The organism is Pseudoalteromonas sp. Hal040, from assembly GCF_037162425.1.
Classification (GTDB): domain Bacteria; phylum Pseudomonadota; class Gammaproteobacteria; order Enterobacterales; family Alteromonadaceae; genus Pseudoalteromonas; species Pseudoalteromonas gelatinilytica.
Window position 1 is genome coordinate 2838248 of the sequence record NZ_JARLUU010000001.1, and the last position, 13542, is coordinate 2851789.

Annotated in this window: 10 protein-coding genes; 4 read left to right on the forward strand and 6 right to left on the reverse strand. The window is 40.6% G+C overall.

All coding sequences use genetic code 11. The features are described 5' to 3' along the window. Positions 1–5: 5 nt before the first annotated feature. The 3 genes from thrB to P4S60_RS13210 all read right to left on the reverse strand — a co-directional run bounded on the left by thrB (position 6) and on the right by P4S60_RS13210 (position 3961). A complete protein-coding gene (gene thrB / locus P4S60_RS13200; RefSeq protein WP_337116232.1) occupies positions 6–932 on the reverse strand; it encodes a homoserine kinase in 927 nt (308 codons plus the stop codon). A 9-nt stretch (positions 933–941) separates the two neighbouring features. Continuing rightward, positions 942–3359: a bifunctional aspartate kinase/homoserine dehydrogenase I gene (gene thrA / locus P4S60_RS13205; RefSeq protein WP_063702234.1), complete on the reverse strand. Its 2418-nt coding sequence runs from the start codon at positions 3357–3359 to the stop codon at positions 942–944. 227 nt (positions 3360–3586) lie between these two features. Then, entirely contained in the window at positions 3587–3961 is a 375-nt protein-coding gene (locus tag P4S60_RS13210; RefSeq protein WP_105174557.1) for a response regulator, read from the reverse strand. A gap of 236 nt (positions 3962–4197) precedes the next feature. Here P4S60_RS13210 and P4S60_RS13215 point away from each other — a divergent pair, with 236 nt between their 5' ends. Both P4S60_RS13215 and rdgC read left to right on the forward strand, forming a co-directional pair. Beyond that, positions 4198–5961: a sensor histidine kinase gene (locus tag P4S60_RS13215; protein ID WP_337116233.1), complete on the forward strand. Its 1764-nt coding sequence runs from the start codon at positions 4198–4200 to the stop codon at positions 5959–5961. A gap of 90 nt (positions 5962–6051) precedes the next feature. After that, positions 6052–6960 (forward strand): recombination-associated protein RdgC, encoded by a 909-nt coding sequence (rdgC, locus tag P4S60_RS13220; protein ID WP_337116234.1) that lies wholly within the window; start codon positions 6052–6054, stop codon positions 6958–6960. Between the two features lie 57 nt (positions 6961–7017). Here the strand turns inward: rdgC and P4S60_RS13225 are convergent, their stop codons facing one another. After that, positions 7018–7860: an HDOD domain-containing protein gene (locus P4S60_RS13225; RefSeq protein ID WP_062566084.1), complete on the reverse strand. Its 843-nt coding sequence runs from the start codon at positions 7858–7860 to the stop codon at positions 7018–7020. 271 nt (positions 7861–8131) lie between these two features. Here P4S60_RS13225 and P4S60_RS13230 point away from each other — a divergent pair, with 271 nt between their 5' ends. Continuing rightward, on the forward strand, positions 8132–9832 hold the full coding sequence (locus tag P4S60_RS13230) for a dipeptidyl-peptidase 3 family protein (RefSeq protein WP_337116235.1): 1701 nt from the start codon (positions 8132–8134) through the stop codon (positions 9830–9832). A gap of 75 nt (positions 9833–9907) precedes the next feature. On the opposite strand, the gene P4S60_RS13235 is transcribed toward P4S60_RS13230, so the two are convergent. Beyond that, positions 9908–10657, reverse strand: coding sequence for a substrate-binding periplasmic protein (locus tag P4S60_RS13235; RefSeq protein ID WP_337116236.1), 750 nt, complete (start codon positions 10655–10657; stop codon positions 9908–9910). A 63-nt stretch (positions 10658–10720) separates the two neighbouring features. Next, on the reverse strand, positions 10721–11125 hold the full coding sequence (locus P4S60_RS13240; RefSeq protein ID WP_337116237.1) for an HIT domain-containing protein: 405 nt from the start codon (positions 11123–11125) through the stop codon (positions 10721–10723). Between the two features lie 123 nt (positions 11126–11248). Here P4S60_RS13240 and P4S60_RS13245 point away from each other — a divergent pair, with 123 nt between their 5' ends. Beyond that, complete coding sequence (locus P4S60_RS13245) at positions 11249–13462, forward strand: S9 family peptidase (protein WP_337116868.1); 2214 nt, start codon at positions 11249–11251, stop codon at positions 13460–13462. Positions 13463–13542: the final 80 nt, after the last annotated feature.

Genomic DNA, 13542 nt, shown 5'->3' on the forward strand with positions numbered 1-13542 from the left:
ATTCTTTAAAGCTGTCGTGTGCCAAGCTGATCTAGTTGACAGATGTGGCAGAAACCCTGCTCATTGATGTAATTATCATTCAGCCACGCTGCACACTTTTGTGCAGCTTCAAGGCTCTTACACACGGTAAATAATGTTGGCCCAGCCCCCGAAATGCTGACTATCTCTGCGCCAAACTCAGGTAAAGCACTTTTAGCTTCTGCAAAGCCTTGAATAAGCGGTGCACGATGTGGCTCGGCTATTTCATCACTCATAATGGAGAGCGCTGCATCAAAGCGACCTGTTAGTAATAAACTACTAAACGCAGAAAGTCGCTGTGCAAACTCAACACTGTCATGCATTGATAATTGCTTTGGCAGTACTGAGCGCGCTTTTGCGGTATTCAGTGAAAAACCTGGAAAAGCCGCTACGTAATACCATTGATTATCCACGGGTAACGAAATTGACTTGTTCGGAATAAGTTCACCAGTTAATTGCAAGCCACCCAAGTAACATGGTGTGATGTTATCGTAATGACGGCCGCCACTAACAATAGCTTCAAAATCAGCCATCAACTCGATAAGTTGCTCTTGAGATAAATTCGTTTCAGCGAACTTATCAAGGGCTGCAAACGCAGCCACCACAGAACAAGCACTTGAACCTAAACCAGAACCAATTGGTAAGTTCTTTTTCAGTTCAAGTTTTACCGCAGACATAGTCGGCGCAACGTGTTCTTTAAAATGAATTAAACATTGATAAGCCAAGTTTTCTTCAGCATTAGCAGGCAGTTTATAGGCATAGTCGCCAGAGCAAACAAAAGTATCTTGCTCAGCGGCACTCACCTCAACAACATCACCTAATAACGTGCCATCAATAGGTGCTAGCGCAGCACCTAGCGCATCAAAGCCGACAGCAAAATTCCCGATTGAAGCGGGTGCATATACACGGATCATGACCAGCTCCTAACGTGTTAACGTTTTTAAAATGTCGGCAAATACGCCTGCAGCCGTTACTTCAGCACCTGCGCCATAACCACGGATCACGAACGGACGTGGTTGATAATATTGACTTAAGATGGCCAGTGCATTTTCACCGTCACGGATATCGTAAAGAGCATGGCTACTATCTACAGCTTCAATGCCTACTTTACATTGACCGTTTTCAATAGTGCCCACATAACGAAGTACTTTACCTTCACTTGCAGCGCTTTGAATGCGGTCGTTAAACTGTGCATCAAGTGATGGTAGTTTTGCCATGAAATCAGCTACAGAATCACCTTCTGCAAACCCTTTTGGTAAAACAGATTCAACTTCGATATCGCTTAGTTCTAACTCAAGACCCGATTCACGAGCAATGATCAGTAGTTTTCGAGCCACATCAGTGCCTGATAAATCATCACGCGGATCTGGCTCTGTAAATCCACTTTCTTTTGCTTTTAACGTTGCTTCGCTAAGTGATAAACCATCTTGTAGCGCACCAAACATATACGATAATGAACCAGACAAGATACCGCTGAACTTAATAAGTTCATCACCGGCACCAAATAGCGATTTCAGGTTATCTAGAACCGGTAAGCCTGCACCTACGTTTGTTTCGTATAAAAATTTACGATTATTCTTTTGTGTCGCTGCAACTAAATCTTGATAGTAAGCATACGAGCTAGTATTAGCTTTTTTATTTGCCGCAACGACATGGAAACCAGCATTCAAGAAATCAACATATTGCGCAGCAAGTTTATCGGCTGAGCTACAATCTACGATCACTGGATTGATTAAGTGATTTTGTTTAACAAATTGCTCAACCAGATTTAAATCAAATGCCTGCTCTGACTCGGCTAGTTTGTCTTGCCAGCCATCAAATGCAATGCCTTCGCTATCTAGATAAAGTTGTCTTGAGTTAGCAACACCGTATAAGTTCAGTTTAATGTTACGTTTTTCAAGCCATGCTTGTTGACGCTTTAACTGCTGAATAAGTTCTTGGCCTACTAAGCCACAACCAAGTAAAAACACATCGATTGAAGGAATGTGAGTAAAGAAGTTCTCATGGCACACTTTCACCGCGTCGTTGCATAACTCACCGTCGATAACCGCTGAAATGGCGCTTTCTGTTGAATCCTGTGCAATAGCAACAATGTTAACTTGGGCTTGTGCTAATGAGGCAAAGAACTTAGCCGCTAAACCTTTGTGCGCACGCATGTTATCACCCACTAAAGTGACAATAGCAAGGTTACGTTGTACTTGAACTGGTTCGATTAAACCGGCTTGTGATTCCAATTCAAAAGCAACTTGAAGCGCTTCAAGCGCGAGCGTTAAATCACTTTCGTGAACACAAAAACTGATACTAAACTCACACGAAGATTGAGTGATTAGCACAATTGAAACATTGTCGTGTGCCAGCGCATTAAATACTTTTGACGCCATGCCCACTTTGCCTTTCATACCTGGACCAGACACCGTTAACATAGCCAGGTTTTGTAAGCTTGATAGCGCTTTAACAGGTTCGTTCGATACACTGTCGTTGCTGATCACAGAACCTTCAGCGCGTGGGTTATGAGTATTTTTGATCTCACATGGCACGCCTGCTTTAGCACAAGGTAAAATCGTTTTTGGATGCAGTACTTTCGCACCAAAATAAGAAAGCTCCATTGCTTCTTTATAGGATAATGAATCAACTTTAGAGGCTTTTTTGATATAGCGCGGATCCGCATTGTAAACGCCATCTACATCAGTCCAGATCTGGCATACATCAGCTTCTAAACACGCTGCAGCAATCGCAGCTGAGTAATCTGAGCCATTACGACCAAGTGTTGTTAGCTCACCTTGCTCATTAGCAGCAGTGAAACCCGGCATGATATAAATAGTACTCGGTGCAGCTTTTAAGGCTTCTTGAAAACGTAGCTTACTAGCATTCAAGTCTGCTTCAGCATCAATGTAGCCACCCACTGATGCAATACAGTCTGTTGCTTCTAAATAACGAGCATTACTTTCTTTAAGCATGCACTCCATTAAAGCAACACTAACGCGTTCACCGAAGCTGATAACATAAGCACGCACTTGGTCTGGACAACACTTTAAAAGTGCAACACCATCTAGTTTATTCTTAAGTTCACTAAGATTAGGCCAACTTGCTACCTGACCAAAATCAGCTTCGACAGCAGCTTTTAATTGTTCACAACGTGCAACCAAAGCTTGCCATTGCTCACTAAACTCTTGCCCCTGCTCTGCAGCGCTTGCTAATGCGACTAATGAATCTGTCATACCACCTGGTGCAGACAGCACTAACAGCATTTCATCGCGTAATTCTTCTTTAACTAACTGAGCTACCTGTTGCAAACATGCGTAGTCGGCCAAGGATGACCCACCAAATTTTAATACTCGCATTATTTATGTTTCCTCATTCCATAAACGAAAAAGGCCTGTGTTCTAGTGAACACAGGCCTATAAATTTGTTGCACCGACCTATGCCACTATCCAGTAAGGATGATGGTTGTAATAATAATGGTCGTTGCGTGATTAAATGTTTTCATAGTCTGTAGACTGCCTTAATTATAGCCAGCCTGTCAACCCTTAAAGAAAAGATAAATTATGCGTTTGCGTTATATAAAAGATTAATGAATACCAAATTTATGCAAAGTTGCTTTAAGACGCACAAGATCTATCGGTTTATCAATGAAGTCAATCGCACCCAATTTTACTACTCTTTGTTTCATTTCGGCCTGAATATCAGCCGAAATCACTATTACGAAGCACTCTATTTTCTCTGCTTTAATCGTTTCGAGCACTGCAACGCCATCAATTTCAGGCATGGTTAAATCTAAGCACAATAGATCAAAATTTTGCTCACGAAGTAGCGCAAGAGCTTCTCGGCCATTGGTAGCTTGCTGAATATCTGCATCCAAGCAATCACCTAAACAGCGTACTACCTGCTTACGGGCAATATTTGAATCATCACAGACTAGTACTGAAAAATTAGGATTATTCATGAAATAAAAATCTTCGCTGTAGCAAATACAACATTAAAAAAGGCTAAATTAAAGATGAAATAAATTTATAACACACTTTTTCAAGCGCAGTAAGGTTAAGTTTTTTCAAAAAATACTAACAATTTATAAATGTTCCAGTAAAAAAGGATATATTTATTTCTTTTTAACCATTTATTAGCTAACTTTAGAACTAGCTGAATGTATTACAATTGTCACCAAGGAGCTATGGATATTCCATGCTACAAAAAAGCCTGTCAAAAGAATTATTAACAAATGTACTCTCAGTCTACTTTTTACTTACTTTTGTAGTGACCTGTGGACAAGTTATTGCTGAGTACGTTAATACCAAAGATTACATTCGTGACGAGTTAACGACTTTACAAAAAACATTTAGCCGTAGTTTAACCCGCGCTATTTGGGAGTTGAACGATAAACAAACCATTACAACAGCTGAAGGCCTATTAGCGATCCCTATGATTGAAGGCATTATTGTACGTGATGACAGTGGTGAAGTGCTCTCACAATTAGGCCGTTCACTAGATATCCATGAGCTTTACAGTCAGCAGTTAGTGCAAGAAGAAGCGATTATCGAAGATACGCCATCAGGTTTATTCGGTTATACATTCCCACTCATTTTTGAATTCTCTGGTAAAACAACCCAAGTCGGTGACGTAACCTTATTCTCAAGTCGTGAAGTGGTATTTAGCCGCATCATGATTTCTATCTACTTTTTAATTGGTAATGCGATGATCAAAACCACCTTTTTGATCATTCTTTTCTTATTGGCATTTAGAAAGCGCTTAACCGAGCCATTAGCACAATTTACAGAACAAATTGAAGATCTTGAATTAAACGACTTAGAAGGTCGCCATATTCAGATCCATACCGTTGAGCACAACGAGCTTAAAGTAATGGAAGAGTCTTTCAACCGCCTAATCGATAAGGTGGTACTTTACCGTGAAGAGCTCGAACATACACAAAAAGAATTATTGATAAGCAATGAAAAGCTCGACCAACATAACTTACAGTTAGAACAAGAAGTGGCGCGCAAAACATCAAACTTAAGCCAAGCAATGATGGACTTGCAGCAGCAAAAATATGAGCTTGAAAAACAAAAGTTAACACTGACTGAAGAAATCGATTTACGTAAGCAAACTGAACAAGAGCTCATCACCAAACAAACAGAGTTACAACGCTACCTTGATGAACTAAATATGGCGCAAGAACGCTTAGTTGGCTCAGAAAAAATGGCTGCATTAGGCGGTTTAGTAGCGGGTATTACGCATGATGTGAATACACCTATCGGGATTGGTGTTACTGCGACGTCATTCTTACAAGAACGCTTGGACCAAATTGAAGCGGCTTACAAGGATAAAACCCTGTCACCAAAAGCGCTTGAAGAGTTTATTAATGACGCCAAGCAAAGTACTAGCCTACTTACTAGTAACCTAGATAGAGCTTCTGAGCTGGTTGCAAGCTTTAAGCAAATTGCAGTGGACCAAGCCAGTGAAGCGGTAAGAACGATTAACTTTAAAGAGTACTTAGGTGAAGTGATCCGCTCACTCCATCCAAAACTAAAGAAAACGTCGCATCATATTAATTTAGATTGCCCTGACGATTTAACACTTAACCTGCCTGCGGGAGCGATTAGTCAGATTTTCACAAACTTGATTATGAACTCTCTCATTCATGGTTTCGAAGGGATTGAAAGTGGCATCATCGATATCGTTATCAAAGAAGAAGATGACGAAGTCGTTATCGACTTTAAAGACAATGGTAATGGCGTATCAAAAGACCAGCTAGAAAAGCTATTTGACCCATTCTTTACAACCAAGCGCGACCAAGGCGGCAGTGGCTTGGGCACGCATATTACTTTTAACCTCGTTAAGCAAACCCTGAGTGGCGATATTGAGGTATCAAGCGAAGTTGGTAAAGGCTTGCACTACCATATTAATTTTCCGAAAAACATGCCAAAACCACTTTCAATGTTTAACTCATAAGCAATTAGCACTGATGGCGAAATGATTCATTTCGGCATCAGTTTTTTATTGTTATGATTGGGCAAATTTATTGAAAGGATTAGCCTAATTATGTGGTTTAGTAACCTTATCTGTTACCGTTTTAAACAAGACGTTTCATATGCTCAAGAAGACTTCGACAAAGCCCTAGAACAAGACCTGTTCCGCTCATGTACAGGCCAAGAGCTTTCAACTTTCGGTTGGACAAAAGCCTTTGGTAAGCACGGTCAAACTCTGTCTCATTTCTCTCAAGACAGCATTTTAGTATGCGCAAAGCGTGAAGAAAAAGTGTTACCAGCCGCTGTTATCAACGAGATGGTTGCAGAGAAAGTTGAGCAAATCGAAGCCGAAGAAAACCGCCCAGTAAAGAAAAAAGAAAAAGACGAACTAAAAGAAAATATTCTGCACACTTTACTGCCTCAAGCATTTAAAAAATCGAGCCTGCAGTTTGCATTTATTGATCAAAAGAATGGCTGGGTTGTGGTTAACAGCGCAAGCTTTAATAAAGCAGAAGAGCTTTTAGCTCTACTTCGTAAATCACTTGGTACGCTTCCTGTCGTACCTGCATTTGCGAATTACGATTTAGATGTATTTTTAACTGACTGGTTAACTAATTTCAGTACCCCTGAAGGCTTTTCTATCGGTAACGATGCAGAGCTTGAGGAAGCAGATGACAGTGGCGCTCAGGTTAAATTAAAAGGCCATGACTTATCGTGTGACGAAGTAAAATCACACTTAGAAAATGGTAAGCGCGTAACTAAACTGGCCCTTGATTGGCAAGAACGCGTTAAGTTCATGCTACAAAATGATGGTTCAATTAAGCGTCTAAGCTATTCAGAAACGTTAAAAGAAGAAAACGCCGACATTCCAAAAGAAGATATGGCGGTCAAACTTGATGCTGACTTTATTTTAGCGTCAGAAGAAATTAAACAGTTGCTAGAAGAACTGACCCAAGGTTTAGGCGACGCAGAAGATTTATAAAATTAATCTGAGAGTTAATTAATTTAAAGCGCGACTAAGTCGCGCTTTTTGTTAAAGTTATTCAGTAAAAATTGCTTTTACTTCGTTAAGCATATCGTTATATTCATCGTCACTGAACATATCAAGTGATTCAATCACGCCTTTGTCCATATAGGTTTGTAATGCCGCTGACTTATCAGAAACCTGTAAGATGCCTTCTAATATCGCACCAATACGAATGAAATCGACATAACAAATATGCTCTGGTCGATAGTTTGGATTTGCCCAACTTTCAGCAACTTCTACAAACTCATCAGTAAATCCCCAAGCACGCATAATTGCGCCACCCACTTTACCGCCCAGCTTTTGGATAGCATGAGCAAGGAAACTAGGGTTTGCAAACACTTCTGGGTGCTTCTCAGCTTCAGTTAAAATTGGCAGCACGCCAATGTTATAAACTAATGCAGCCAAAGTAATTGTGTCACGATTCAATGATGTATGCTTATTTCGACGTAAGAAGAAGTCCATCAAGGTAATTGAATGGCACGCTACTTTAAGGGTTTTCTGCCATGCCTTGTCCATATAGCCTTTAATCAGCTCATTATGTGATACAAACAGCTGCTCCATTGCCATTGCCGTCGCAATGTTCTTGATTTGACGCAGGCCAATTCGTGTTACAGCTTGGTGTAGGTTTGTGACTTTAACTGAGCGCCCCATAAATGCACTATTCGCGACTTTGATCATCCGTGCCGACAATGCAGGGTCATGCGAAATGACATCTGCCATATCCATCAAGTTTACCTCGGGGTTATCCGCGGCTTGCCTCACCTTCACTGCAACTTCGGGTAAGGTAGGTAACACTAACGTGTCATTATTTATTCTGTCGACCAATATGGTCAGTAATGCATTCTCTGTTGACATATGTGTGCCATCCTCTTGGGTTAGTTTGTCAAAATAAAGACAAACTAATGACTGACATTATTAGATTAGTTATAGTTTTAGTATTGTCTAACTTAGCGCTAAAGTTAAGAAATTCACAGAAATTATCTTTTTTTATATTTTTTAACTCCCTAACTCATAAATAAATATTGCTTCTAGCGCTGTAAACTTGCCATATATATGTCAGGTTTGCTTTAATGCATAGACTTTTTGTTTTCTAAGCAATGACTCTCACTTTTTAACGGGCAAAAAAATGACATTAAATAAAATTAGCCAAGCACTTATCTTATCAGGTGCTGTTTTTCTTGGTGCATGTTCTGATCAGCAAGCAACCACTTCTCAAACTAAGCCTGCTGCAGAGCAAACAAAGCAAAGTACTGAACAAAACAACCCACAACTTATCAATGCAGAGAAAAGCCGTTTAGACATTTACACAGACTTCACGCTTACTTCTGATCTTAGTCACTTAAGTGACAACCAAAAACAAATGGTTGGTAAGTTGATCGAAGCCTCAAAAATTATGGATGAGCTATTCTGGCGCCAAGCATTTGGTGAGAATAAAGACGCATTTTTAGCAAAAATTAATGATGAAAAAGTTCAGAAGTTTGCAGATATCAACTATGGCCCTTGGGATCGCTTAAACGGCGACCAAGTATTCTTATCGGGTTATGAAGAAAAGCCACTAGGCGCTGAGTTTTACCCAAGCGATATCACAAAAGAAGAATTAAACAACGCAACCGTGGATGACAAAACCGGTCTTTACTCGGTGATCAAACGCGATGAAAAAGGTCTTCTTTATAGCGTAGCTTACTCGGTTGAGTACGCACAAGAACTAGAAAAAGCAGCTAACTTATTACGTGAAGCAAGCACTCTTGCTGATGATAAAGAGTTCGCTAACTACCTAAGTATGCGCGCAGACGCATTGGTAAGTGATGACTTCCAACCTTCTGATTTTGCTTGGATGGATATGAAAAATAACCCAATTGACGTGGTTATTGGCCCTATCGAAACCTATGAAGATCAATTATTTGGTTACCGCGCGACGTATGAAGCCTATGTACTAATCAAAGATTTAGCTTGGAGCGAGCGTTTAGCTAAATTTGCCGCTTTCTTACCTGAACTACAAAAAGGTTTACCTGTAGACGAAAAATACAAGCAAGAAGTACCTGGCTCTGATGCTGACCTAAATGCTTATGATGTTGTTTATTACGCAGGTCACTCAAATGCAGGTAGTAAAACAATAGCTATCAACCTGCCAAATGATGAGCAAGTACAGCTAGAAAAAGGCACGCGTCGTTTACAGCTTAAAAATGCAATGCGTGCTAAGTTCGATAAAATCTTAGTGCCAATTTCAGAGCAGTTAATTGTTCCTGAGCAACGTAAACACATCACCTTTGACGCGTTCTTCGCAAACACGATGTTCCACGAAGTAGCGCACGGTTTAGGTATTAAAAACACCATTACTGGTAAAGGAACTGTTCGCCAATCATTGCAAGAGCATGCTAGTGCCCTTGAAGAAGGTAAAGCGGATATCTTAGGTCTTTACATGGTTGAGCAATTACTTAAGAAAGGCGAGATCACTGACGGTACATTAGAAGATTACTACATTACCTTTATGGCTGGTATCTTCCGCTCAGTGCGTTTTGGTGCATCAAGTGCACACGGTAAAGCGAATATGATCCGCTTTAACTTCTTTGCTGAAGAAGGTGCCTTCTCTAAAAATGCTGACGGCTTATACAGCGTTAACATGGAGAAGATGAGCCAAGCAATGGAAAAACTATCACGCTTAATCTTAACAATTCAAGGTAACGGTGATTACCAAAAAGTTGATCAGCTAATCGCAACCCATGGCGATATCAAAGCTGAACTAGCTAAAGACTTAGAAAAACTAAGCCAAGCTAACATCCCTGTTGATGTTACTTTCAAACAAGGTAAAGAAGTATTAGGCCTTTAAGGTTTACCATTCTTTGACAATAAAAAACGCTGCAATTGCAGCGTTTTTTATTGCCTGAAATCGAGTAAAGCACTGCTAGTGTGCTACAAAATTGAGGCCGTATTTAGAATTCAATTCTACAATATCCCCGTCGATCAGCATTTTTTGAAACTCGGCATTAAAAGCATCAATAAATTCATCGAGTTCGCGTTGTTTACTAAAGCCATAGTAGCCCTGATTAACCGTCACCGGCGGCGATAACATAATCACTTTATCTGCTATATCTAAACTATCGATCACAGGCTTTGCTGCCCGAGGATGGGTGAGAATTAAGTCAACTCGGTTATACATCAGCTGTAAAAAACTAGCCCGCACATTGCCCACTTCAGATAGCGATAGACTTGTTTCATTACGTTTAAATTCAGGGCCATAGTTCCAGCCTCGAATGGTACCAATAATATCTTTTCGTAAACTAGCAAAATTACCAACCCAGGTCACATCATTGTTCTTCTTGGTATAAAAAACGATTGGGTCTTCGTAAAAGGGCAAGTCACTAAATTGCATATACTGCTGACGCATGAGGGATTTGTAAGGACCGATAATGGCATCAGCGTGACCTTGCTCTACCATTTTTAGTGCGCGTTTTAGTGGCATGATATCAATAACTAACTCATGCCCTAAACGTCTGCAAATTTCGTGTGCGATATCGGCACCTAAGCCGACCACTATTCCCTGCTGATCTTGTTCTAAAATGGCAGGAAAGTGACTACCAACAAAGTAATAACTTTTTGCTAAACAAGAAAAAGAGCTCAGAATAAGCAACACGGCAAACACTGTGTGTTTCATTTATTCTGTACCCCTTCGTGCATCATCCATTTAGCTTAGTCCAATCTTGGTAGAACAAACAGTTTAAAAGTGCGCTTTTAATACCGCAATTTGCTCGTCTGTATAAGGCACTGCAGGTAATTTACCCCAGATTGGTGTTGGCCAAGTTGCATCAGTTGTGAAACGCGCAATATGATGAACATGTAATTGCGGTACCATATTCCCCAGAGCTGCCACATTAAGTTTGTCAGGGTTGAATACCTGTTGTAATAGTTTACTCAGTTTGCCCGACTCTTGTAATAAGGTAATTTGTAGCTCTTCAGAAAGGTCGATAATTTCTTTAACACCAGCGACGCGTGGCACTAAAATAAACCAAGGGTATTGGCTATCATTCATCAGTAATACTTTACACAGTGGCCAATCCGCAAGCTCAATGCAGTCGCGTTGTAGTTCTGGGGCCAGAGAAAACGGCGTATCAGTATTTTTCATCAATAAATCCTTTGATATTGGGTAAACATCCCCTACTTTATAGCATTTTGTTGCAGTTGCCTAAGCTTACCATTACCATCGTGGCAGTTTTTATTCGAGCGAAGGTACTCCTGTGCTAAAAAAATTAAATCTCTCTCACTTGCTTTGCCAGTGCTGGCAACAGCATTCAGTGTGACCGCTGACCCCCTTACTCTTGAGCGTATTTTTGACGATCCAAGCTTAGCAGGCAAAGCGCCTGTACAACTTAAATTCTCTCCAGACGGAAGTCGTGTTACTTACCTGCAAGGTAAAACCGATGATTACAACCGTTACGACTTATGGGAATACAACTTAAAAGATAACAAAAACCGCTTATTAGTTGACTCTGCTGCGCTATTTTCTGGTCCAGAAAACTTATCTGATGAAGAAAAAGCACGCCGTGAGCGCCAGCGTATTTTTGGTAAAGGGATCTTAGAATATAAATGGTCAAAAGACGGTAAAGCGCTTTTATTCCCGCTTAATGGCGACCTTTACTATTATGAGCTTGCTTCAGCTAAAAGCCGTAAATTAACCGACACAGACGCATTTGAAACCGATGCACGTTTCTCACCTAAAGGCCACTTTGTGTCGTTTATTCGTGAGCAAAACCTCTACGCACTTAACTTAAAAACGGGTCAAGAAATCCAATTAAGTAAAGATGGTGGCGGCGTAATTAAAAACGGTATGGCTGAGTTTGTTGCGCAAGAAGAAATGGGCCGTATGACTGGCTACTGGTGGTCAGGTGATGAGTCTAAAATTGCTTATACCCGTGTTGATGAAAGCCCAGTAAAAGAAGCGATCCGTAATGAAATTTACGCGGATGAAGTAAAGCTTTTTAACCAACGCTACCCGTTTACAGGTACCGACAATGTTAAAATTCAGTTAGGTGTTGTGAGCATCAACAATCAAAAAACTGACTGGGTTGATTTAGGCGACGAGCAAGATATCTATATCGCTCGTGCTAACTGGTTAAAAGATAACAAAACGCTTTCTTACCAGTGGCAAGACCGATCGCAACACAATTTAGAGTTACGTTTTTATAATAGTGAAACGAAAAAGCAAACCGTTGCCCTAACAGAAACCAGTGATACTTGGATTAACCTGCACTTTGATTTGCAGTTCTTAAACGATAAAAAACATTTCGTTTGGGCATCTGAGCGCGACGGTTTTAAGCATCTTTATTTATACCGTACAAACGGCGAAATGATCCGTCAAATCACCCAAGGTGAATGGGTTGTTGATAGCTTAAAAGGTATCGATGAGAAAAAAGGCATCGTTTATTTTGCAGGTCGTAAAGATACAGCACTTGAGAGCCACCTTTATAGCGTACCGCTATTCAAGAAAGGCGAAATTAAACGCGTAACTGAACTAGGTGCTTACCATAATGTGGTGATTGCTAAAGATAACAAAACCTTTATCGATAACAGCTCATCAGTTAATAAGCCAGGCTCAGCAGCATTACGTAAAATTAATGGCGAATTTATCACTTGGCTTGAAGAAAACAAGTTAGATAAGTCACACCCATTAACGCCTTACCTAGCTGATTTGATCACCCCAGAATACGGCACGTTAACGGCTGAAGACGGGCAAATCATGCATTACCGTTTATTCAAGCCAACTAATTACCAAGACGGTAAAAAGCACCCGGTTATTGTTAACGTGTATGGCGGCCCTCATGCTCAGCGCGTAACGAACAGTTGGCGTAGTAAAAACTTATACTTCCAGTACATGGCACAACAAGGCTATGTTATTTTCCAACTTGATAACCGTGGTTCATACAACCGTGGTAAAAAGTTTGAAGACGTGATTTATAAGCACTTAGGTGTTGCTGAAGTGGCAGACCAAATCAAAGGTGTCGAGTTCTTACGCACCCTTGATTACGTTGACCCTGAGCGTATTGGTATTTATGGCCACAGCTACGGTGGTTACATGGCGCTTATGACCATGTTTAAAGCGGGCGACTACTTCAAAGCCGGTGTTTCTGGTGCGCCAGTTACTGATTGGGAACTTTACGACACTCACTACACTGAGCGTTATGTAGGTCACCCTGCAACTAACGCGAAAGGTTACGAAGCAAGTGCAGTTTTCCCGTATGCTGAAGGCTTAAAAGGGCCGCTGATGATTTATCACGGTATGGCTGATGATAACGTGTTATTCACTCACGCCACTAAGTTATTCAAACAACTGCAAGATCAAGAAAAACAGTTCGAAATGATGACTTACCCGGGGTCAAAACACAGTTTACGTGGCAAGAGCGTACAAACGCACTTACACCAAACTATCACAAGTTTCTTCAACCGACACTTTAACGTTGAATAATCACGTTCAATTTCGGTAACTTAGACAAAAGGCTGATTGTTAAATCAGCCTTTTTTTGTCCCAATGTATTCTACTATTTA

Coding starts and splice junctions, on each gene's coding strand:
- P4S60_RS13230 (WP_337116235.1), top strand. CDS start 8,132: ATGACATTAAATAAAATTAGCCAAGCACTTATCTTATCAGGTGCTGTT.
- P4S60_RS13210 (WP_105174557.1), bottom strand. CDS start 3,961: ATGAATAATCCTAATTTTTCAGTACTAGTCTGTGATGATTCAAATATT.
- thrA (WP_063702234.1), bottom strand. CDS start 3,359: ATGCGAGTATTAAAATTTGGTGGGTCATCCTTGGCCGACTACGCATGT.
- rdgC (WP_337116234.1), top strand. CDS start 6,052: ATGTGGTTTAGTAACCTTATCTGTTACCGTTTTAAACAAGACGTTTCA.
- P4S60_RS13235 (WP_337116236.1), bottom strand. CDS start 10,657: ATGAAACACACAGTGTTTGCCGTGTTGCTTATTCTGAGCTCTTTTTCT.
- P4S60_RS13225 (WP_062566084.1), bottom strand. CDS start 7,860: ATGTCAACAGAGAATGCATTACTGACCATATTGGTCGACAGAATAAAT.
- P4S60_RS13215 (WP_337116233.1), top strand. CDS start 4,198: ATGCTACAAAAAAGCCTGTCAAAAGAATTATTAACAAATGTACTCTCA.
- thrB (WP_337116232.1), bottom strand. CDS start 932: ATGATCCGTGTATATGCACCCGCTTCAATCGGGAATTTTGCTGTCGGC.
- P4S60_RS13240 (WP_337116237.1), bottom strand. CDS start 11,125: ATGAAAAATACTGATACGCCGTTTTCTCTGGCCCCAGAACTACAACGC.